This window comes from Rhodococcus sp. ENV425 (assembly GCF_002887785.1).
GTDB lineage: Bacteria > Actinomycetota > Actinomycetes > Mycobacteriales > Mycobacteriaceae > Rhodococcus > Rhodococcus aetherivorans.
This window is the reverse complement of sequence record NZ_PCZU01000300.1, coordinates 9,826-27,319: the sequence shown is the minus strand read 5'-3', so window position 1 is coordinate 27,319 and position 17,494 is coordinate 9,826. Positions and strand designations below refer to the sequence as shown.

Here is a 17,494-nt window from a genome sequence, read left to right as displayed (position 1 = left end):
CTGTTCCCGGACCTGCCCAGCAACCGCTACGCAGAGATCTCCACGAAGGTCCGGGCGCTGTGCGAGAAGTACGATCTGCCGTACACCACCGGCTCGCTCGTCCGGCAGTACCTTCTGACGCTGCGCACGATCCACAAGCTCGCTCTGCCTGATCGATTCCTGCGCGCGACCTCCGATGACGCCCCGGAAACCGCCTCCGAACTGAAGTTCCGCTCCCCGACTACCGCGCCGGCCGTTCCGCCGGCAGTCCCGCGACCCGGCCGTCGGGCAGTTCTGCGGACCCTGCACATCGACCGGCGCAACCGCCGGCGAGGGACCCCGACAACGGGTTGATCCTCCGGGGGTGGGGCCACGGAGGATATGAGGCAAGGATAGCCTGCCCTCATGCACAAGCTCAGACACCTCGGCCGCCTCACCGCCGCGGCCCTGCTCGTCACCTTCACCGTCGCGGCGTGCGGCGGCGCGGCCGAGTCGACCCGCGACACCGGCTCCGGCTCCGGCAACACCGACGTGGCCACCGGCGGCCGGCTGTTCGCCACCGCCGACGAGGAGACGGCGAAGCTCGGTAGCGAGGCGGAACCCGGCCGGTTCCCCCGCGTGGTCACCCACGCTCTCGGCGAGACGGAGATCGCGGCCAAGCCGCAGCGCGTCGTCGTGCTCGACGGCGGCGAACTCGACGACGTCCTCTCCCTCGGCCTCACACCCGTGGGCCTCGCGAGTCCCGAGGGCGCGGCGGAGCAGCCGTCGTACCTCGCGGACCGGCTCGCCGGTGTGGCCGACGTGGGCACGATCAACAACCTCGATCTCGAGGCCATCGGCGCGCTGCGGCCGGATCTGATTGTCGGCAGCAAGCTCCGCGCGGACAAGATGTACCCGCAGCTGTCCGCCATCGCCCCGACCGTGTTCTCGATCCGACCCGGTTTCCCGTGGAAGGAGAATTTCCTGCTCGTCGCGGACGCGCTGGGCGAGGAGGAGAAGGCCGAGTCCGTCCTCAACGCCTACCAGAGCCGCGCCGACGAGGTGCGGGACTCGATCCAGGGCGATCCGAGCATCTCGCTCGTGCGGTTCATGTCCGGCAAGATCCGCCTGTACGGGAACCTCTCGTTCATCGGCGTCATCCTGCAGGACGTCGGGCTGCGACGTCCGCCGGTCCAGGACATCGAGGAACTTGCGGCCGAGGTCAGCCCGGAAACGATCACGGAGGCGGACGGCGACCGGATCTTCTACTCGAGCTACGGCAGGGAAACCGACGAGGCGGCGGTCGTCGGCGGCCCGCTGTGGTCGAGCCTCACAGCCGTGCAGCAGGGGCGCGCCGTCGCGGTGAGCGACGAGACGTGGTTCCTCGCACTCGGCCCGACTGGCGCGATGCTCGTTCTCGACGACCTCGAGCGATTGCTCGCACGGCAGTAACCGAGATCGGCGTCAGATCGTCACCTCGTCGCGCCAACGGGTCAGCAGCGCGGCGTCACCGAACACGTCGAATCGATCGAGGGACGCCCGGTTCCACAGGAGGAGCAGCAGATCCGACGCCGGCCCGCGGACCGCGACGTCCCCCTCGGCGTGGGCGTGGACGACGGAAGGTTCGTCGGCATCGAAGGTGATCAACCATTCGCCCTCGCCGGCGGCGAGGGCGGGGTCGGTCGCATGCAGGTGCATCGTCTTCCCCGACCCGGCCGGCGACCCGGCACTCCCCGCCCCACCGAGGGCCCCCGCGCCGCCGAGGGCACGGAACGGGAGCAGCACCCCGAAGAGTTCGTCGATGCCCTCGACGGCCAGCGCGGTGTCGACGGGCGTGGTGCCCTCGCCCGCGGCGAGTTCGGCGTCGATCCGGTGCAGCGCAGTCTCGACCGCCATGCGACGGACCCAGAACGAAGCCGGTTGCGGTCCGGCGAAGGTCTGCTCGTCGACGTGCGGATCGGCCGATTGCACGGCCTCCGTCAGCTCCTCGAGTCCGTCCCGCACCCATGCGACGACGGCGGCCCCGGCCGGAGCCGGGGGGATCTCGGTGCGACCGCCGGTGCGCAACCAGCCCGCCGCGTTCCGGTGCACTCGGCCGACGTGCCCGAGAAGCCGTTCGACGGACCAGCGCGGGCAGGTCGGGACCGGCCGGTCGAGCCGGCCTTCGCCGGCGGCGAGCAGCCGCTCGGTGTCTGCGCGCAACAGCGCCGGATAGGAGGCTCGATCCATCCCTCGATTATGGGTGGTTCCCCCGTCTCGCCGAAGCCCCGGCGCGCCAGGGTGGGACCACGCGGTCAGCGGGCCGTCTCGCGCACTCGCAGTGTCACCACGTCGAGGGACTCGCCGACGTCCGAGAGCCCGTCGGATTTGCGGGCGGTGACGGCACCGAACTCGACCGTCTCCACACCGTGGGTGCCGGCGAAGGCGTACAGGCCGTAGGTGCCGTTCGCCGCACTGTCGCTCACCGTGAAGGCGATTCGCTCCTCGCGGGTCTCCCCCGGCGCCAGATCGACGTCGATCGGGCCCAGGACCGGTTCGCCTTCCTCGCCGTTCGGACGGACCGCGCTGCCCCACACCTGACCCGTGTAGGGCGCGTCGCCGGGTGCTTCGACGAGCATGGTGGCTTCGATCACCCCGCCCGAGGCGGGCAGCGTCGTGGCCGTGTCGGCCGTGAGCGAGACGCGCACGGGAAGATCCGTCCGGGGAACGTCGGGGCGGGTCGACGACGGGGACCCGTCGCCGATCTCCGGCCAGCCGTTGGCCCACACGATCCGGTCGATCATGCCCTCCCGTCGCTGGGCACCGCTGGGAAGCTGGAGATCGTCGCGGGGAATCGCGTGGTAGACGATCCAGTCGTCGCCGGCGTCGTCGGTCACCACCGTGTTGTGCCCGGGTCCCGCCCACGGATCACTGCCGGCCAGGATGAGCGCGCCGCCACCGCCGTCGAGGTCGTCACCCTTGCGGTCGACGTACGGGCCGGTCAACGACTCGGACCGGCCGACGAGCACCCGGTAGGCGGTGTCTGCGCCGTTGCAGCAGTGGCCGGAGGAGAGGAACAGGTAGTAGTAGCCGTCGCGGTATTCGACGTGCGGCCCCTCGAAGCGTTCGTCCGCGACCCGGACCGGTTCGCCTGCGGGCGCGGTTCCGTCCGCGGCGAGCGGGATGGCGTAGACGCCCTTGAAGTTCCCGACGAACATCGTCTTCGTCGTGCCGTCGTCCCACACGAACGGATCGATCGTGCCCTGGACGCCGACGTCCTCGGCACAGAACACGGGGCGGCCCAGGTCGGTCCACGGGCCGGCCGGTCCGGGTGCGGTGGCGAGGCCGATGCACGGATTCGCCCCGTCCGGCAGCGCGTAGTAGAGGCTGTACCCGGTGTCCGACTCGATCACGTGGGGAGCCCAGACGTAGTTGTTCGCCGGATGCCATCCGGGAATCTCGGAGAACACGTCGTCGACGTACATCCAGTCCGTGAGGTCGAAGGACTTGAAGACGGACATCCCCCGCAGTCCCCGGCCGTCGCCCCAGTCGTCGCCCGTGGTGTACATGTAGTACGCCCCGTCGGGCGCCCGCACGATGCTGGGGTCGGCCGCGACGGGCTCGACGATCGGGTTCGCCGCGGCGGGTGGCGCCGGCGCGATCAGGAAGGCGAGCAGCGACATCGCGGCCGCGACGGATCCACGGCGGACGTGGCGTCGAGCCGCGTGGTGACCGCCCGCCTTCTTCCCCGTCTCGAACTTCCGCACGTCGCTCCCACCGTCGACTCACATGGAACGGGGCAAATGTATACGGATGTGACTGGTGTGGGAGTTGTGAAAGGCGCAAGCGGCCGGATCGAAACCGAACCGTGCCCTCGGACCGTACCGGAACCCCCTCCCATGGCCCCTACACCGGCGGCAGCAGCCGGTCCAGGAAACCGTTGCTGAACACCCGGTGCGGATCGTGCCGATCGAACGCCGCGCGCGCCGCGTCCCAGCCCTCGTCGGCGGACAGTCCGGTGCGGTACATCGCCGGGATCGTCTCGCCGAGGAACCGCGAATCCCGGTGCCCCCCCTGCTCGTCGAACGCCCAGCCCTTCGACCACTCGGACCGGAAGGCGGCGTAGTCACCGGAGTAGTGGTCGGCCATCCACTGCTCCATCTCCCGGAAGAACGCGGACTGCCCCGCGGTGCCGGGAATGGAGACGACGTTCATCCAGATGGCAGTGTCCCAGTCGGGCCGGTCGGGACGGGGACGCACGGCCGACAGATTCGGCGCTCCGGCCGAATCGACGAGCACCTCCGACTGGTCGTCGACGGTGCACAGTCGCACCTCGAACGGCATGTTGACCGGATACTGCCCGAGCGAGGCGTAGTGGGTCATCCGCTCGTGCAGCCAGGTGGTGAACTCGTGGACGACGCGGGCGATGTTCGCGCGCCGCGTGACGACCACCCCACCGCCGGCGATGACGCGCAGCGTGGTGGCCCGCAGGTAGAACAGCAGGTCCTTCGACCAGCCCCACAGGTCGGCGGTGCCGGTGGCGGCGAGACCGGCGGCGACGGCCCCGAACTGGCCGGCACCGAAGGCCGGGGTGGCAGCCTGCATCCCGCTCGCCACCCGGCCGAGAGGGGTGGTGACCTCCTCGGGGATGCTGTCGGAGAAGAAGTAGTTGTACGGGCCGTGCACCTCGCGCGCGGTCGGTGGCTTCTCGGGGCACACCGACCAGATCTTCAGCCACGGCGTCTCGGTGAAGGGGAACCAGATCGCCTCGACGCGGCCGGACTCCTCGACGAACCGCTCGAAGGTACGGCCCGGGGAACCGGGCGGGGCGAACAGTTCCTGCCACGGCACGTCGGTGAAACTCTGGCAGCGCAGCCGGTAGTTGGCCCCGGCCTGCAGGGTCACCGAGGTGACGAAGCTGCGGCCCAGGTGGGCGAGCAGGGGCGTGATCTCGGGTTCGGACCGACGGAACTCACGCAGTTCGTAGGCGCCGGCGGCGGCGTTCCACACGACGGCGGTGAGGGCGACGACGAGGTTCGACAGTGAGCCGAACGACTGGCCGGGGAGCGCACGCTCCCCGGCGGCCGGATAGGTGGCGCCGTGCGCGCCGATCGACAGCGCGCCCGCGATGGTGATGTCGCCGATCGCGGGGGCATTGGCCCAGCCGAGGCCGTGCTGTTCGAGCGCGGCGAGGATCGACTCGATGCTCGCACCCGCGCCGGCGGTGACGGTGGCGGGTGTTCCCGCGGGATCGACGGTGACGGCGTTCAGGTGCACCATCGTGTCGATCAGCACGATCTTCTCGACGCTCTCGCCGGGCACGACGGTCAGCGGGCTCCAGCTGTGCATGGTGCCGCGCGGCCGGACGCGGTAACCGTGGGCGCGGGCCCAGTCGGCGATGCGCACGACGTCGTGCGCATCGCGTGCGGTGGCGGTCCACACCGCGTCGAAGCGGATCGTCCGGGCCCAGTTCTCGAAGCGCTGCTGGGCCAGCGGGATGTCTGCGGGGAACTCCGGCGGTGCCGGAATGGTGGCGCGCGGATCGCCGGCCGGGACCGCACCGGCGGGGGTCCAGGCGAGGCCGGTCAGTGCGACGGCACCGGCGGCACCGGCGGCGCCGAGGAGGGCTCGTCGGCTGAGGGTCGTGGTCGAGGCGGGGTCGCCGTCCGTCCGGGCGTCGCGGGGGTCCACCGGGCTGGGCTCCGATCTGGGAGGAGGCAGAAACAGAGCAAAAATAGAACAAGTTCTCTTTCGATGCCAGTGGTTCCGTAATGCGCCGCCGAACCGGCTGAACGCCGCCGTCCACGACCGGAGCGAGGACGTAGGACCCTAGCCCCGCACCCGGTCACGGGCAGACAGTGGCAAGTGCCGTTGCACGGCGGCGACAGCGTGCCGTTGCACGGCGGCGACAGAGTGCCGTTGCACGGCGGCGTCAGAGCACCGCCGGCCGCCGGTGAACGGACAGGCCCGGAAGGGAACGCCATGACGTCCACCACGATCGATACCGGCATGTACACCTCGTCCAACCCACCGTGGCGCGAGGTGCGGGTCATCACGGCGCTGGCGAGGTATGGCGGGCTGACGTCGCTGTTCGTCTGGGACCATTTCCAGGAGTTCTTCCCGACCGCCCTGTGGGACAGGACCTTCACCCGCTTCAGCGACCAGGTGTCGAGTCCGCACGAGGTGTTCGACTACCAGACCCTGCTCGGGGCACTGGCGGCCCCTGCGGGGAGGATGCGGCTCGGGGTGGCAGTGAGCGAGCCGATCCGGCGCCACCCGGTGCTGCTCGCTCAGGCCGCCCTGACCCTGGCGCATCTGACCAAGCGCGCGCCGATCCTCGGCCTGGGCTGCGGGGAGCGGATGAACATCGACCCGTACGGGTTGTCGCAGGCCCACCCGGTCGACCGACTCGCCGAAGCCGTGCAGATCGTCCGCCGCTGCTTCGACTCGCACGGCCCGTTCGACTTCCACGGCACGCACTTCCACCTGGACGGGGCGGTGATGGACCTGCAGGCCCCACCCGGGCGCACCCCGGAGATCTGGATCGCCGCCCACGGACCTCGGATGCTGCAGTTGACCGGGCGCTACGGCGACGGGTGGCTGCCGATGACCATCGCACTGCGCACCCCGGACGAGTACGGGGCGAAACTGGCGCGCATCCGTACCGCCGCCACCGAGGCCGGTCGCGACCCCGACCGGATCGTGCCGGCGTTGGTGGCCTACATCCTCGTCGCCCCCACACAGAAGCGGGCGCAGGCGATGCTGCACAGCCGGATGATGCGGTACTGGACGCTGCTGTTCTCCGCCGAGCACTGGGCTGCGGCCGGCGCGGTACATCCCTTCGGGCCGGAGTTCCGCGGCTCGGTCGACGTGATCCCGGAACGCTACGACCGGGCCCGGTGGGAGGAGGCGCTCGCGGCGGTGCCCCCGGAGGTCACCGAATACGGATTCCTCGTCGGCACACCGGGCCGGATCACCGCGCGGTTGCGGGAGTTCGGGGAGGCCGGGCTGCGGCATGTGGTGCTCGTCCCCACGTCGGCCTACCTGTCGCTGCAGGACTGGGCGTACACAGTGCCCGCCGTGTATCGCATCGCCGCGTCGCTGCGCAGGTGAGCACCCTCGAGGACCTACACGCCGACGGCCTCCCGCAGGAGTTCCGGCGCGCCGTCGATCGACCACACCGCCATCGCGAACGCGGCGATCGTCAGCCCTGGACCGAGGATCGCCAGCTCGAAGGCGCCGCCGGCGCGGATGGCAAGGAACCCGGGCATCTTGATCTCCCACCAGCGCTCGCCGCGCCACGGCAGGAACGGCGCGAGGAACGGTATGCCCTCCTTGGTGACGGCGTCGCCCAGGCAGTGCGTCGCGCATCCCAGCGCCACTGCCACCCCGAGGCCCACCGAACCGACCTCTCCGGGGAACCAGTTCCACATGAGCACCGACAGCACCGCCGAGGTCGCGGTCACCACGAGCCAGCCGTTGCGCTTGGCCCATCCGTCCGCGAGCCCGCGCAGCGCCAGGCCGAGCGTGACGAACAGGACGGCGACGACCGCGACCCGGTCGAACCGGGCGACAAGCGTCGACACCCCCGCCCCCAGCAGGCCCGCGAACAGGGCCGTGTGCGTCAGCGTGCGATGCCCGCCGCGACGGCTGCGGTCGCGGCGGCCCTTGGTGAGCGTGTAGTAACCGAGCGAGAGGTTGTCGATGCCGCGCGCCGCGACCTGACTCACCGGCCCGAAGGACCGCGCCACCGTCGACTGGGGCGTGTCGAGATCCGGCAGGAGGGCCGAACCGGCGCAGACCGCGGCGAACGCGAACGTCTCGGCCGTGGATGTGGGCCCGCCCCACTCGCGGGGCAGCACGTCGGCGACGAGGAGGCCGACCAGCGCCCCGGACACCGCGTGGGTGGGACCCATGACCATCGCTGCAGGCACCTTTCGATCGAAGAACGAACCGATGCCAACGTAGCAATCACATCCGACACTTCAGTAACACAGGTGTTCGATCGCCCGGCGCACACGAAGGGCCACCCGCGGGAACGGGTGGCCCTCTCGCACTCGACGGCTCAGGCGAGCTGCGCCTGCCACATCCAGTGCGCCTGCTCGAGGCCGGCGGTCTGGGCGATGAGCAGGTCCTGCGTGACCGGGTCGGCCTCGTCCGTCGCCGCGATGCGCTCGCGCAAGCGTCCGATGACGGCCGCGAGGTTGTCGGTGATCGCCGCGACGACCTGCTCGTCCTTGGTCCAGCCCGCGCCGAAACCCGTGGTGCCGGAGTCCTGGGCGACGGTGGTGGCCCGTCCGTCCGGGCTGACGCCGATCGCCGTGAGGCGCTCCGCCACCTCGTCGGTGTAGGTGCGGGCGGCCGTGACGATCTCGTCCAGCGCAAGATGCAGGCTGCGGAACTGCGGGCCGACGACGTTCCAGTGCGCCTGCTTGGCGATCAGGCTCAGGTCGATCATGTCGACGAGGGTGCCCTGCAGAGCGTCCCCGGCGACCTTCTGCTGGTCCGGGCTCAACGTGCTGGTGATCGGTCCGGTCATGATCCGAGCTCCTATCCGTGTCGATGTGCCTCCCGGCGGCGACGGACGTCGCGCGCCGGCCGTGCTTCGGACATATCTCCCCCGCTTCAACGCTCGACGCGGTGACCGAGTTCCGCGCGGCCGCAGGCAACGAAGTGGATACGGGGCCCCTTCGGCCCGGAGTGTCCGTGGCAGCCGCGGCCGCGCGGGCGGATGATGGAGGAAGAATCCGTATCGAGGGAGGACAGAGTGATGCAGACGGTCATCGTGTGGATACTGGCCACCCTCCTCTACTGGTGGGGCATTCTCTGACGGGAGGTCAGGCCCGGCCCGCCCGCACGCCCTCCTCGACCTTCTTGCCGAGGTCGGCGTCGACGTTCGACCAGTATTCGAAGATCCGCTCGTACAACGCCGCCGCGGTCCCCCCGAGGATGTGGCCGACGATGTTGCCCACCAGCCGCTCACGGGCCGCGTCGTCGAGCACCTCGCGGACCAGCGTGCCGGCCTGACCGAAGTCGTCGTCCTCGGCATGCCGGACGTAGCCGGCCCGCACCGCCTCGGTGCCGAACTCCCACAAACCTTCGTCGCCGGCGGCCTGCGGGTCGGCGTGCGGGCCGCCGAAGCTGTTCGGCGCATACACCGGGGTGCCCGGGTCGTTGAACGAGTACCGCATGGCGCCGTCCTTGGAATACGAGTTCACCTCGTTCCTCGGCGCGTTGACCGGCAGCTGCGCGTGGTTCGCGCCGATGCGGTAGCGGTGCGCGTCGGCGTAGGAGAACACGCGGCCGAGCAGCATCTTGTCCGGCGACAGGCCGATGCCCGGCACGATGTTCGACGGCGCGAACGCGGCCTGCTCGATCTCGGCGAAGAAGTTGCGCGGATTGCGATTCAGCGTCCAGGTGCCGACCTCGATCAGCGGATAGTCGCGCTGCGACCACACCTTGGTCAGGTCGAACGGGTTGAAGCGATACCCCTCCGCCTCGGCCACCGGCATGATCTGCACCTTCAGCGTCCAGCTGGGGAACTCGCCCCGCTCGATCGCGTCGTGGAGGTCGGCGCGGTGGTAGTCGGGGTCGGTGCCGGCGAGGCGGTCGGCCTCGGCCTGGGTGAGGAATTCGATGCCCTGGTTCGTCTTGAAGTGGTACTTGACCCAGAACCGCTCTCCGGCGGCGTTGACCCACTGGTAGGTATGGGAGCCGAAACCGTCCATGTGGCGCCAGGTTCGGGGGATGCCCCGGTCACCCATCAGCCACGTCACCTGGTGGGCGCTCTCGGGTCGCAGCGTCCAGAAGTCCCACTGCATGGTGTGGTCGCGCAGACCCGAACCGGGTAGCCGCTTCTGGGAGTGGATGAAGTCGGGGAACTTGATCGGGTCCTTGACGAAGAACACCGGGGTGTTGTTGCCGACGAGGTCGTAGTTGCCGTCCTCGGTGTAGAACTTCACCGCGAAACCGCGCGGGTCGCGCCACGTGTCGGGGCTGCCCTGCTCCCCGGCGACCGTCGAGAAACGCACGAGGGATTCGGTTTTCGCGCCCGGCTGGAACAGCTTGGCCTTGGTGTAGGCACTGACGTCGCCCGTGACGACGAGTTCGCCGAACGCGCCGCCGCCCTTGGCGTGCACGACACGCTCCGGGACCCGTTCGCGGTTGAAGTGGGCGAGCTTCTCGATCAGGTAGTGGTCGTGCAGCAGTACCGGGCCCTGCGTTCCTGCGGTGAGCGATTCGTCGTCGCTCGCGACCGGAATGCCGACGTTGTTGGTGGTGGGGCAAGGATTCGTCACGGTGATCCTCCTCTGGAAGGGTGCACGCTCCGCGCCACGTCGCCGCGGTGCGGGTCGTAGTCGGAGTGGAGAAATGGTGCGGGACTAAGACTCTCGACAGTCGGAGCACAGTCCCCAGAACGTCACTTCGGCCTCGTCCACGACGTAGCCGTGGTCGTCCGAGGGTTCGAGGCACGGCGCCGCTCCGACGACGCACTCGATGTCGGTGACCGCGCCACAGCTGCGGCACACCAGGTGGTGGTGATTGTCGCCGATCCGGGTCTCGTACCGGGCCGGCGAACCCGCGGGTTCGATGCGGCGCAGGAGCCCGGCCCCGACGCACGCCTTGAGCACGTCGTACACCGCCTGCGTGGAGACGGAGCCGAGTTCGCTCCGCACCGCGGCCGCGATCTCGTCCGCATCGGAATGGGGGTGCGCGGCAACCGCACCGAGCACGGCAACACGCGGAGCGGTCACCCGCAGACCCACGGAGCGCAGTTGCGCCGGGGGGTCGAGGTGCTCATTCGCTCGTTGCATGACCCCAGTATGCCCCTTTTCTGGAATTAGTCAAGAAAAGACGGGCGGGATCGGTCCGCACACGATCGCCTGATTCCGCACAACGGACCCGCCGGCCGGGTCTACCCTGCTTCTCAGCCCACCGGAAGAGGTTCGCCATGCGCACCAACCCGATCTCTCGCGCCTCCGGGATCGCGATCGCGGCCGGCACCGCGCTCACCCTGCTGCTCGGCTGCTCCAGCGGATCCGACACGGAATCCGAGCCCTACTCCTACGGCCCCACCGTCGAGGTCGGCGACGGCACGGCCCGCACCTACGTCGAGCAGGGCGACGACGGTGCCCCCGCGGCGATCGGGGTCCGCTTCTCGGCGACGGCGCTCGACGGCCTCTCCGACGCCCTCGAGGTGCACACGCTCGAGTTCCCGGCCGAGGCGGACGAGACCGCGTTCGACCACCTGACCATGGACTGGAACCCGCACGGGCACGAACCGGTGGGACTGTTCGACCAGCCTCATTTCGACATCCATTTCTACATGATCGGCGCCGAGCAGATTTCCGAGATCGACCCGGCCGCACCCGGGTACGCCGACGCGGCGGCCAACATGCCCGAAGCCCGGTACATGCCGGCCGACTACGTGCCCGCCGGTCCGCCGGAGATGGCGCTCGTCCCGCAGATGGGGATGCACTGGGTCGACGGCACCCTGCCGATCGCGCCGGGACAGTACGACTTCACCCAGATCCTCATCGAGGGATCCTGGGACGGCGAATGGACCTTCATCGAGCCGATGCTCACCCGCGACTGGCTGCTCACCCGGCCCACGATCGACGAGCCGGTGAAACAGCCCGAGGCCTATCAGCAGAGCGCGTACTACCCCACCACCTACTCGGTGAGCTTCGACGACCAGGCGCAGGAGTACGTCGTCGAACTCGGTGGACTCACCATGCGAGAGGAGTCGTGACAGTGGTGCACCTTCGCACGTTCGCGGTGCTCGGAGTCGTCGGCGTGACGGCGACGGCGACGGCACTCGTCGTCGGTTCCGTGGCCGGAGCCCAGGGCTCCACGTCCGTCGACGGCCCGCCCCGCCCCGTCGGTAACGGATCGGCGCACACGTACGTCACCGTCGGACCCGACGACACCCCCACCGCGATCGGCGTCCGCCTCGATGCCGCCGCTCTCGAAGGCCTCACGAGCGGTCTGCTGCCCACCACCGAGGCCTACGTGCTCGACGTTCCCGACGGGGCGCCCGCGACGGTCGTCGACCATGTCACGCTGGACTGGAACTCTCACGGCCACAATCCGGAACACGGGTTCGACCAGCCGCACTTCGATGTGCACTTCTACCTCGTCGACACCGCGACGGTGGAGTCGATCAACCCGCTCGTCCCCGGGTATCTCGAGCGGGCGGCGAAGCTGCCGGACCCGAAGTACCTCCCGGAAGGCTACGCGCCGTCGGACCCCCAGCCGATTCTCGGCACCGTCCCCAACATGGGACTGCACTGGCTCGACACCGCCGAGCCGCACGGGCACTTCACCGAGACGGTCCTGCAGGGCTCGTGGGACGGCCGGCACGTCTTCATCGAGCCGATGATGACCCGGGACTGGCTGGCGTCCCGGCCCGACCTGCACGAGGAACTGCGGCAGCCGAGCGCGTATCAGCAGTCCGGCTACTACCCCACCACCTACTCGGTGACGTGGGACGACGCAGCCGGGCAGTACGTCGTCGAACTCGGTGGGCTCACGATGCGCGAGGCGTCGTGAGCCCACCGCAGGTTCCCTAGCGCACCGTCCGGGCCGGGCCGACGCTCATCCGGCCCGACGTGATGACGATGCCGTGGTGGGCCCCCGGCAGCAGCCACCGTCCCAGTGTCGGGCCCTGCGCCTCGACGCGGACGCGGGCATAGCGGAACCGTCCCCTCAGCCGTGCCGTGGCGCGGGCCTGGCTGCCGTCCGGTTCGGGCTGTGCGAACGCCAGTCCCCCGACGATCGGCAGTTCCGGACCGCGCGGGGTCGCGTCGGTGTCCACCTTCCATGTGTCGCCCGTGGCGGAGAACCGGCCGATGACGTCGCCGGTGAACGAGGCGAGCACCTTGGGCAGATGCCAGTGCTCGCGCCCGCCGTGCACGGACGCCTCGGAGTCCACGGCGATGAACGGCACGGCCATCGCCGGGATCAGTCCCGGGCGCAGGACGGGACTTGCGAGCACCTCGCGGTAGGGGCCGACGGGCGATTCGAGGTAGTCCACCACCATCGCGAGGGTGAACGGCAGGGTCCGGCCGCCGGGGCCGAACTGGGCCGCCCCGGGCGCGCTGCGGTGCCACCACAGGGCCGCGCGCGCCTGCGCCGACCACGGCGGCGGCGCGGACGTCGGCCAGTCGGTACGTTCGTCGGTGCTCTCAGGCACGCTCCACAACACGGGCGGCCTCCTCTCGTCGGACGGGATGGATCGGCAGGCGCAGCGCCGCGGGAGCCGACTCCGGCACGCTGGGCCGCACCGGCCGCACCGGAGTGACCGGCACGTAACCGGATCCGAGCGTCGGGCGTGGATCGGCGTCACCCTTGTTGGGCCACAACGCCATCGCCCGCTCGGCCTGCGCCGTGATGGTGAGCGACGGGTTCACGCCCAGGTTGGCGCTGACCACGGATCCGTCCACGACATGCAGGCCCTCGTGGCCGTAGGCGCGCAGGTAGGGATCGACGACACCGGACTCGGGCGAGTCCCCGATCACGCAGCCGCCGAGGAAGTGCGCGGTCATGGGAATATTGACCAGGTCCGCAACCGATCCGCCCGCGTCGCCGTCGATCTTGCCGGCGACCCGCCGGATGGCCTCGTGACCCACCGGAATCCACTCCGGCGGTGGCGCGCCGGGCCCGCGACGGCTCGTGAGCCGGCGTCCGAACGGCCCGCGCGTGCTCGCCAGTTCGAGGGAGTTGTCGTCGGTCTGCATGACCAGCGCGATCACGGTCCGCTCGGACCAGTGCCGCACCGACAGGGTGCGCAGGAACGCGGCGGGGTTGCGGGCCGCCACCGCGAGGAACTTCACCAGCCGCGGTGTCCGGCCCCCACCGTCGACCAGGAGGGCCTGCAACAGCCCGATGGCGTTGCTGCCCTTGCCGTACCGCACCGGTTCGATGTGGGTGTGGTCGTCCGGGTGGAAGGAGGCGGTGATCGCGATGCCGCGGGAGTAGTCCACGGTGCGGTCCTGCGCCGTCGCGGCGAGCACCGCTTCGGAGTTGGTGCGCACCACCGTGCCCAGTCGCGGCGACAACCTCGGCAGGGCACCGGTCTCGCGCATCGCGAGCAGCAGCCGCGACGTGCCGTAGGTGCCGGCGGCAAACACCACCTGGTCGGCGGTGAACACTGTGTGGCGCTTGCGGATCCGGTTCGTGCTGCGGGCACGGACCTCGTATCCCCCCTCGGCGCGCGGACGGATCTCGGTGACGGTGGTGAGCGGATGGATCGTCGCCCCGGCCTGCTCGGCAAGGTACAGATAGTTCTTGACGAGGGTGTTCTTCGCGCCCACCCGGCAACCCGTCATGCAGCCGCCGCACTCGGTGCAGCCGGTGCGCTCGGGCCCGGCGCCCCCGAAGAACGGGTCCGGCACCGTCTTCCCCGGTTCGCCGAAGAACACGCCGACCGGCGTGGTGGTGAACGTCTCGCCGACCCCCATCTCCTCGGCCACCGAGCGCATCACCTCGTCGGCGGGGGTCGTCAGCGGATTCGGGCGCACGCCGAGCATCCGAGCCGCCTGCTCGTAGTACGGTCCGAGCTCGGCCTGCCAGTCGGTGATGTGCCCCCACTGCGGGTCCTGGAAGAACCGGGCCGGCGGCCGGTAGAGGGTGTTGGCATAGTTGAGCGATCCCCCGCCGACGCCGGCACCCGCCATGACCAGGACGTCGGGCAGCAGGTGGATGCGCTGCACGCCGTAACAGCCCAGGGCCGGGGCCCACAGGTACTTGCGCAGTCGCCAGCTGGTCTTCGGCAGTTCGTCGTCGGCGAAGCGGCGGCCAGCCTCGAGAACGCCGACGCGGTAGCCCTTCTCGGTCGCGCGCAGCGCGGCGACGCTGCCGCCGAAGCCGGACCCGACGACCAGAACGTCGTAATGGGTCATGCCGCAATCCTTTCGGCGGCGGGACGGGTCACGTAGTTCTCGGGATCGAAGCGCTTGGTCCGGGCGCGGTACCGCCAGGTGAACGTCGGCCACATCACCGAGTTGCGCCCCTTGCGGTCGAGGTACCAGCTGTGGCAGCCGCCCGCGTTCCACACCGTGCCGGCGAGGGCGGGGTCGAGTTCGGCGTTGTAGTCGCGCTGCGCGCCGGCGGTCACCTCGACGGTGGCCAGTTCCCGGGACCGCATGGTGCGCAGGGCGTCCGCGATGTAGGCGGCCTGCGATTCGAGCATGTACACGATCGAGCTGTGGCCGAGGTTGGTGTTCGGCCCGTACATCAGGAAAAGGTTGGGGAAGCCGTGGACCGAGACGCCCAGGTAGGCGCTGGGGCTGCCGTTCCAGACCTCGGCCAGGGTGCGGCCGTCGTGTCCCCGGATGTGCCGGGCCACAGGCGGTTCGGTGACGGTGAAGCCGGTGCCGAAGATGACGGCGTCGACCTCGTACTCGTTGCCGGTCTCGTCGACGACACCCTTCTCGGTGACCGCGGTCAGCCCGGAGGCAACCACGGTGACGTCGGGCCGGGTGATCGCCGGGAACCAGTCGTTGGACAGCAGGATCCGCTTGCACATGATCCGGAACCCCGGGGTGAGCTTCGTCCGCAGCTCCGGATCCGGGACCTGCTTGTCGAGGACCGACAGCGCTCGGCGCTCGAACAACGGCACGAGCCACCGGCGCGCGAACGGCCGTGTCATCCCGACGACGTACGTTTCCTTCTGCCCGTAGACGGCCCCGCGAACGACCTTCTGCGCGAGCGGGAAACGCCGGTAGAGGGCGCGCACCGGACGCGCAATGGTGTGATCGTGCTTGGGCATGACCCACGAGGCGGTGCGCTGGAACAGCGTCAGGTGCCCGACGGTGCCGACGATGGCGGGGACGAACTGTATCGCGGAGGCGCCGGTGCCGATCACGGCGACGCGCTTGCCGCGCAGGTCGTAGCCGTGGTCCCACTCTGCCGAGTGGAACATCTTGCCGCGGAACATCTCCAGGCCCGGCACCTTCGGGAGGGTCGGGGTGGACAGCGCACCGGTCGCCGAGACCAGCACGTCGGCGGTGAGGTCGCCCCGCGACGTCGACACGATCCAGCGGGTGTTCTCGTCGTCCCACTGCGCGTTGCGCAGTTCGCACCCGAACATCGTCCGGTCGGTGACGCCCTGTTCCGTCGCGACCCGACGCAGGTAGGCGTAGATCTCCTCCTGGGTGCCGTGGGCCTTCGACCAGTCCGGTTCGGGCGCGAAGGAGAACGAGTACAGCGCGCTCGGCACGTCGCAGGCCGCGCCCGGGTAGGTGTTCACCCGCCAGGTGCCGCCGACGTCGTCGCCCCGCTCGATCACGAGGACGTCGGCGCGCGGGTGCTCACGCAGCAGCGTGGCCGCCATGCCGATGCCCCCGAAGCCGGCCCCCACGACGAGCGTGTGGACGTGCGGCGGGAGGGTCTCGATGCTCACTTCATCACCAGTTCCTTCCAGACCGGGAGCAGCCGCTCCCGGATCTCACGATCCGATTCGGGGGTACGCATCAGGGCGGCGACGGCGAGGCCGCGGGCCAGCTCGATGCTCAGGTCGATTCCGTCGGGGCCCATCCGGTCCCCCATGATCTCGAGGCAGCCGACCCGCAGCGCGTCGGAGACCTTGCGCTCGAGGGGGATCACCGCCTCGTGCAGGGTGGGATCGGTCCGGGCGGCCACCCACAGCTCGAGCGCGGCGTGGAACAACGGTCCGCGGAACGCGTCGGTGAGGACGTCGAGGCCACGCTCGGGGTCCGGGCTGGCCTCGAGGATCTCCGTGAGGCGCTTGTCGACGAGGTGCTCGACCGCGGCGACGACGAGCGATTCCTTGGTCGGGAAGTGATGCAGCTGCGCACCCCGGGATACCCCGGCCCGTTTGGCGATGACCTGGGTGGTGGTGCGCGCGTAGCCGAGTTCGACGAGCGAGTCGACGGCCGCGTCGAGGAGTTTCGCCCGGGTCACGGCGGTGCGCTCGGCCTGCGTGCGCCCCGTGCCCGTGGATGTGGTTCGAGTCACAAGAACGGACGGTAACAGCAAAACAACAAACAGTCCAGACTGCTTGCAAGTTTTTAGCCGAGACACATATCCCCAGCTGAGGGCACCGCCCACCCGGAAAGCAGATGGAATTCAACCGTTGACTATTTCAATCATTATTGGTCTACTGTGATCTGCGCGACAAACCATGAGGTCGCAGAAGGAGGACCGCCGTCTCCATGAGTGCCGTGTCGCTCGAACGCACCATCTACGAACCCGACCACGCCGCGTTCCGCGAAACCGCGCGACGCTTCGCCGAGCGCGAGGTCGCCCCCCACCTCGAGCAGTGGGCCGCGGCGGGCCGCGTCGATCGCGAGCTGTACCGGCAGGCCGGCAAGCTCGGCCTGCTCGGTGTCGCCGTGCCGGAACGGTTCGGCGGCGGGGGCATCGACGATTTCCGGTTCGGCGCCGTGCTCATCGAGGAACTCGCCCGCGTCGGCGCCCAGGCCGTCACCATGGGCTTGTCGGGATTCAACGACCTGGTCGCCCCGTACTTCACGGCCCTCGGCACCGAGGAGCAGAACCATCGCTGGCTCGCCCCCATGGTCGCCGGTGAGGC

16 protein-coding genes and 1 pseudogene are annotated in these 17,494 nt (G+C 69.9%); 6 read left to right on the top strand and 11 right to left on the bottom strand.

All coding sequences use genetic code 11. The features are described 5' to 3' along the window. Both CQZ88_RS32135 and CQZ88_RS28485 read left to right on the top strand, forming a co-directional pair. Positions 1 to 333: pseudogene (locus CQZ88_RS32135) on the top strand (acyl-CoA desaturase); the annotation flags it as partial. Between the two features lie 51 nt (positions 334 to 384). Next, a complete protein-coding gene (locus CQZ88_RS28485) occupies positions 385 to 1,410 on the top strand; it encodes an ABC transporter substrate-binding protein (protein WP_102800624.1) in 1,026 nt (341 codons plus the stop codon). A gap of 12 nt (positions 1,411 to 1,422) precedes the next feature. Here the strand turns inward: CQZ88_RS28485 and CQZ88_RS28480 are convergent, their stop codons facing one another. From CQZ88_RS28480 to CQZ88_RS28470, 3 genes are all read right to left on the bottom strand, one after another. Next, entirely contained in the window at positions 1,423 to 2,187 is a 765-nt protein-coding gene (locus CQZ88_RS28480; protein ID WP_006945623.1) for a maleylpyruvate isomerase family mycothiol-dependent enzyme, read from the bottom strand. A gap of 65 nt (positions 2,188 to 2,252) precedes the next feature. Then, positions 2,253 to 3,704 (bottom strand): family 43 glycosylhydrolase, encoded by a 1,452-nt coding sequence (locus tag CQZ88_RS28475; RefSeq protein ID WP_006945624.1) that lies wholly within the window; start codon positions 3,702 to 3,704, stop codon positions 2,253 to 2,255. A 139-nt stretch (positions 3,705 to 3,843) separates the two neighbouring features. Beyond that, positions 3,844 to 5,628, bottom strand: coding sequence for a cholesterol oxidase substrate-binding domain-containing protein (locus CQZ88_RS28470; RefSeq protein ID WP_006945626.1), 1,785 nt, complete (start codon positions 5,626 to 5,628; stop codon positions 3,844 to 3,846). Positions 5,629 to 5,919: 291 nt separating this feature from the next. Between CQZ88_RS28470 and CQZ88_RS28465 the strand changes: the two genes are divergently transcribed. Next, positions 5,920 to 7,050: an LLM class flavin-dependent oxidoreductase gene (locus tag CQZ88_RS28465; RefSeq protein WP_006945628.1), complete on the top strand. Its 1,131-nt coding sequence runs from the start codon at positions 5,920 to 5,922 to the stop codon at positions 7,048 to 7,050. Positions 7,051 to 7,064: 14 nt separating this feature from the next. On the opposite strand, the gene CQZ88_RS28460 is transcribed toward CQZ88_RS28465, so the two are convergent. The 4 genes from CQZ88_RS28460 to CQZ88_RS28445 form a co-directional block, all read right to left on the bottom strand. Beyond that, positions 7,065 to 7,859: a metal-dependent hydrolase gene (locus CQZ88_RS28460; protein WP_006945629.1), complete on the bottom strand. Its 795-nt coding sequence runs from the start codon at positions 7,857 to 7,859 to the stop codon at positions 7,065 to 7,067. Between the two features lie 143 nt (positions 7,860 to 8,002). Continuing rightward, on the bottom strand, positions 8,003 to 8,476 hold the full coding sequence (locus CQZ88_RS28455; RefSeq protein WP_006945630.1) for a Dps family protein: 474 nt from the start codon (positions 8,474 to 8,476) through the stop codon (positions 8,003 to 8,005). A gap of 298 nt (positions 8,477 to 8,774) precedes the next feature. Beyond that, positions 8,775 to 10,235, bottom strand: a complete 1,461-nt coding sequence (locus tag CQZ88_RS28450; RefSeq protein WP_102800623.1) for a catalase — start codon at positions 10,233 to 10,235, stop codon at positions 8,775 to 8,777. Between the two features lie 84 nt (positions 10,236 to 10,319). Next, positions 10,320 to 10,751, bottom strand: a complete 432-nt coding sequence (locus tag CQZ88_RS28445) for a Fur family transcriptional regulator (protein ID WP_044476473.1) — start codon at positions 10,749 to 10,751, stop codon at positions 10,320 to 10,322. Positions 10,752 to 10,888: 137 nt separating this feature from the next. On the opposite strand from CQZ88_RS28445, the gene CQZ88_RS28440 reads away from it, so the two are divergent. Then, complete coding sequence (locus CQZ88_RS28440; protein ID WP_006945633.1) at positions 10,889 to 11,689, top strand: DUF5602 domain-containing protein; 801 nt, start codon at positions 10,889 to 10,891, stop codon at positions 11,687 to 11,689. 2 nt (positions 11,690 to 11,691) lie between these two features. Beyond that, positions 11,692 to 12,489 (top strand): DUF5602 domain-containing protein, encoded by a 798-nt coding sequence (locus tag CQZ88_RS28435; RefSeq protein ID WP_006945634.1) that lies wholly within the window; start codon positions 11,692 to 11,694, stop codon positions 12,487 to 12,489. 16 nt (positions 12,490 to 12,505) lie between these two features. On the opposite strand, the gene CQZ88_RS28430 is transcribed toward CQZ88_RS28435, so the two are convergent. The 4 genes from CQZ88_RS28430 to CQZ88_RS28415 are packed head-to-tail and all read right to left on the bottom strand — an operon-like array spanning position 12,506 to position 16,917. Then, positions 12,506 to 13,132: an acetoacetate decarboxylase family protein gene (locus CQZ88_RS28430; RefSeq protein WP_044476474.1), complete on the bottom strand. Its 627-nt coding sequence runs from the start codon at positions 13,130 to 13,132 to the stop codon at positions 12,506 to 12,508. Continuing rightward, entirely contained in the window at positions 13,125 to 14,840 is a 1,716-nt protein-coding gene (locus CQZ88_RS28425) for an FAD-dependent oxidoreductase (protein ID WP_006945636.1), read from the bottom strand. The genes CQZ88_RS28430 and CQZ88_RS28425 overlap by 8 nt, the downstream gene beginning before the upstream one ends. Beyond that, positions 14,837 to 16,342, bottom strand: coding sequence for an NAD(P)/FAD-dependent oxidoreductase (locus tag CQZ88_RS28420; RefSeq protein ID WP_006945638.1), 1,506 nt, complete (start codon positions 16,340 to 16,342; stop codon positions 14,837 to 14,839). The genes CQZ88_RS28425 and CQZ88_RS28420 overlap by 4 nt, the downstream gene beginning before the upstream one ends. Then, positions 16,339 to 16,917 (bottom strand): TetR/AcrR family transcriptional regulator, encoded by a 579-nt coding sequence (locus CQZ88_RS28415; RefSeq protein WP_006945640.1) that lies wholly within the window; start codon positions 16,915 to 16,917, stop codon positions 16,339 to 16,341. The genes CQZ88_RS28420 and CQZ88_RS28415 overlap by 4 nt, the downstream gene beginning before the upstream one ends. Positions 16,918 to 17,114: 197 nt before the next feature. On the opposite strand from CQZ88_RS28415, the gene CQZ88_RS32130 reads away from it, so the two are divergent. Further along, a partial coding sequence (locus CQZ88_RS32130; RefSeq protein ID WP_258008858.1) for an acyl-CoA dehydrogenase family protein occupies positions 17,115 to 17,494 on the top strand: 380 nt, incomplete at its 3' end.

Coding starts and splice junctions, on each gene's coding strand:
- CQZ88_RS28445 (WP_044476473.1), bottom strand. CDS start 10,751: ATGCAACGAGCGAATGAGCACCTCGACCCCCCGGCGCAACTGCGCTCC.
- CQZ88_RS28460 (WP_006945629.1), bottom strand. CDS start 7,859: ATGGTCATGGGTCCCACCCACGCGGTGTCCGGGGCGCTGGTCGGCCTC.
- CQZ88_RS28465 (WP_006945628.1), top strand. CDS start 5,920: ATGACGTCCACCACGATCGATACCGGCATGTACACCTCGTCCAACCCA.
- CQZ88_RS28455 (WP_006945630.1), bottom strand. CDS start 8,476: ATGACCGGACCGATCACCAGCACGTTGAGCCCGGACCAGCAGAAGGTC.
- CQZ88_RS28440 (WP_006945633.1), top strand. CDS start 10,889: ATGCGCACCAACCCGATCTCTCGCGCCTCCGGGATCGCGATCGCGGCC.
- CQZ88_RS28480 (WP_006945623.1), bottom strand. CDS start 2,187: ATGGATCGAGCCTCCTATCCGGCGCTGTTGCGCGCAGACACCGAGCGG.
- CQZ88_RS28425 (WP_006945636.1), bottom strand. CDS start 14,840: ATGACCCATTACGACGTTCTGGTCGTCGGGTCCGGCTTCGGCGGCAGC.
- CQZ88_RS28485 (WP_102800624.1), top strand. CDS start 385: ATGCACAAGCTCAGACACCTCGGCCGCCTCACCGCCGCGGCCCTGCTC.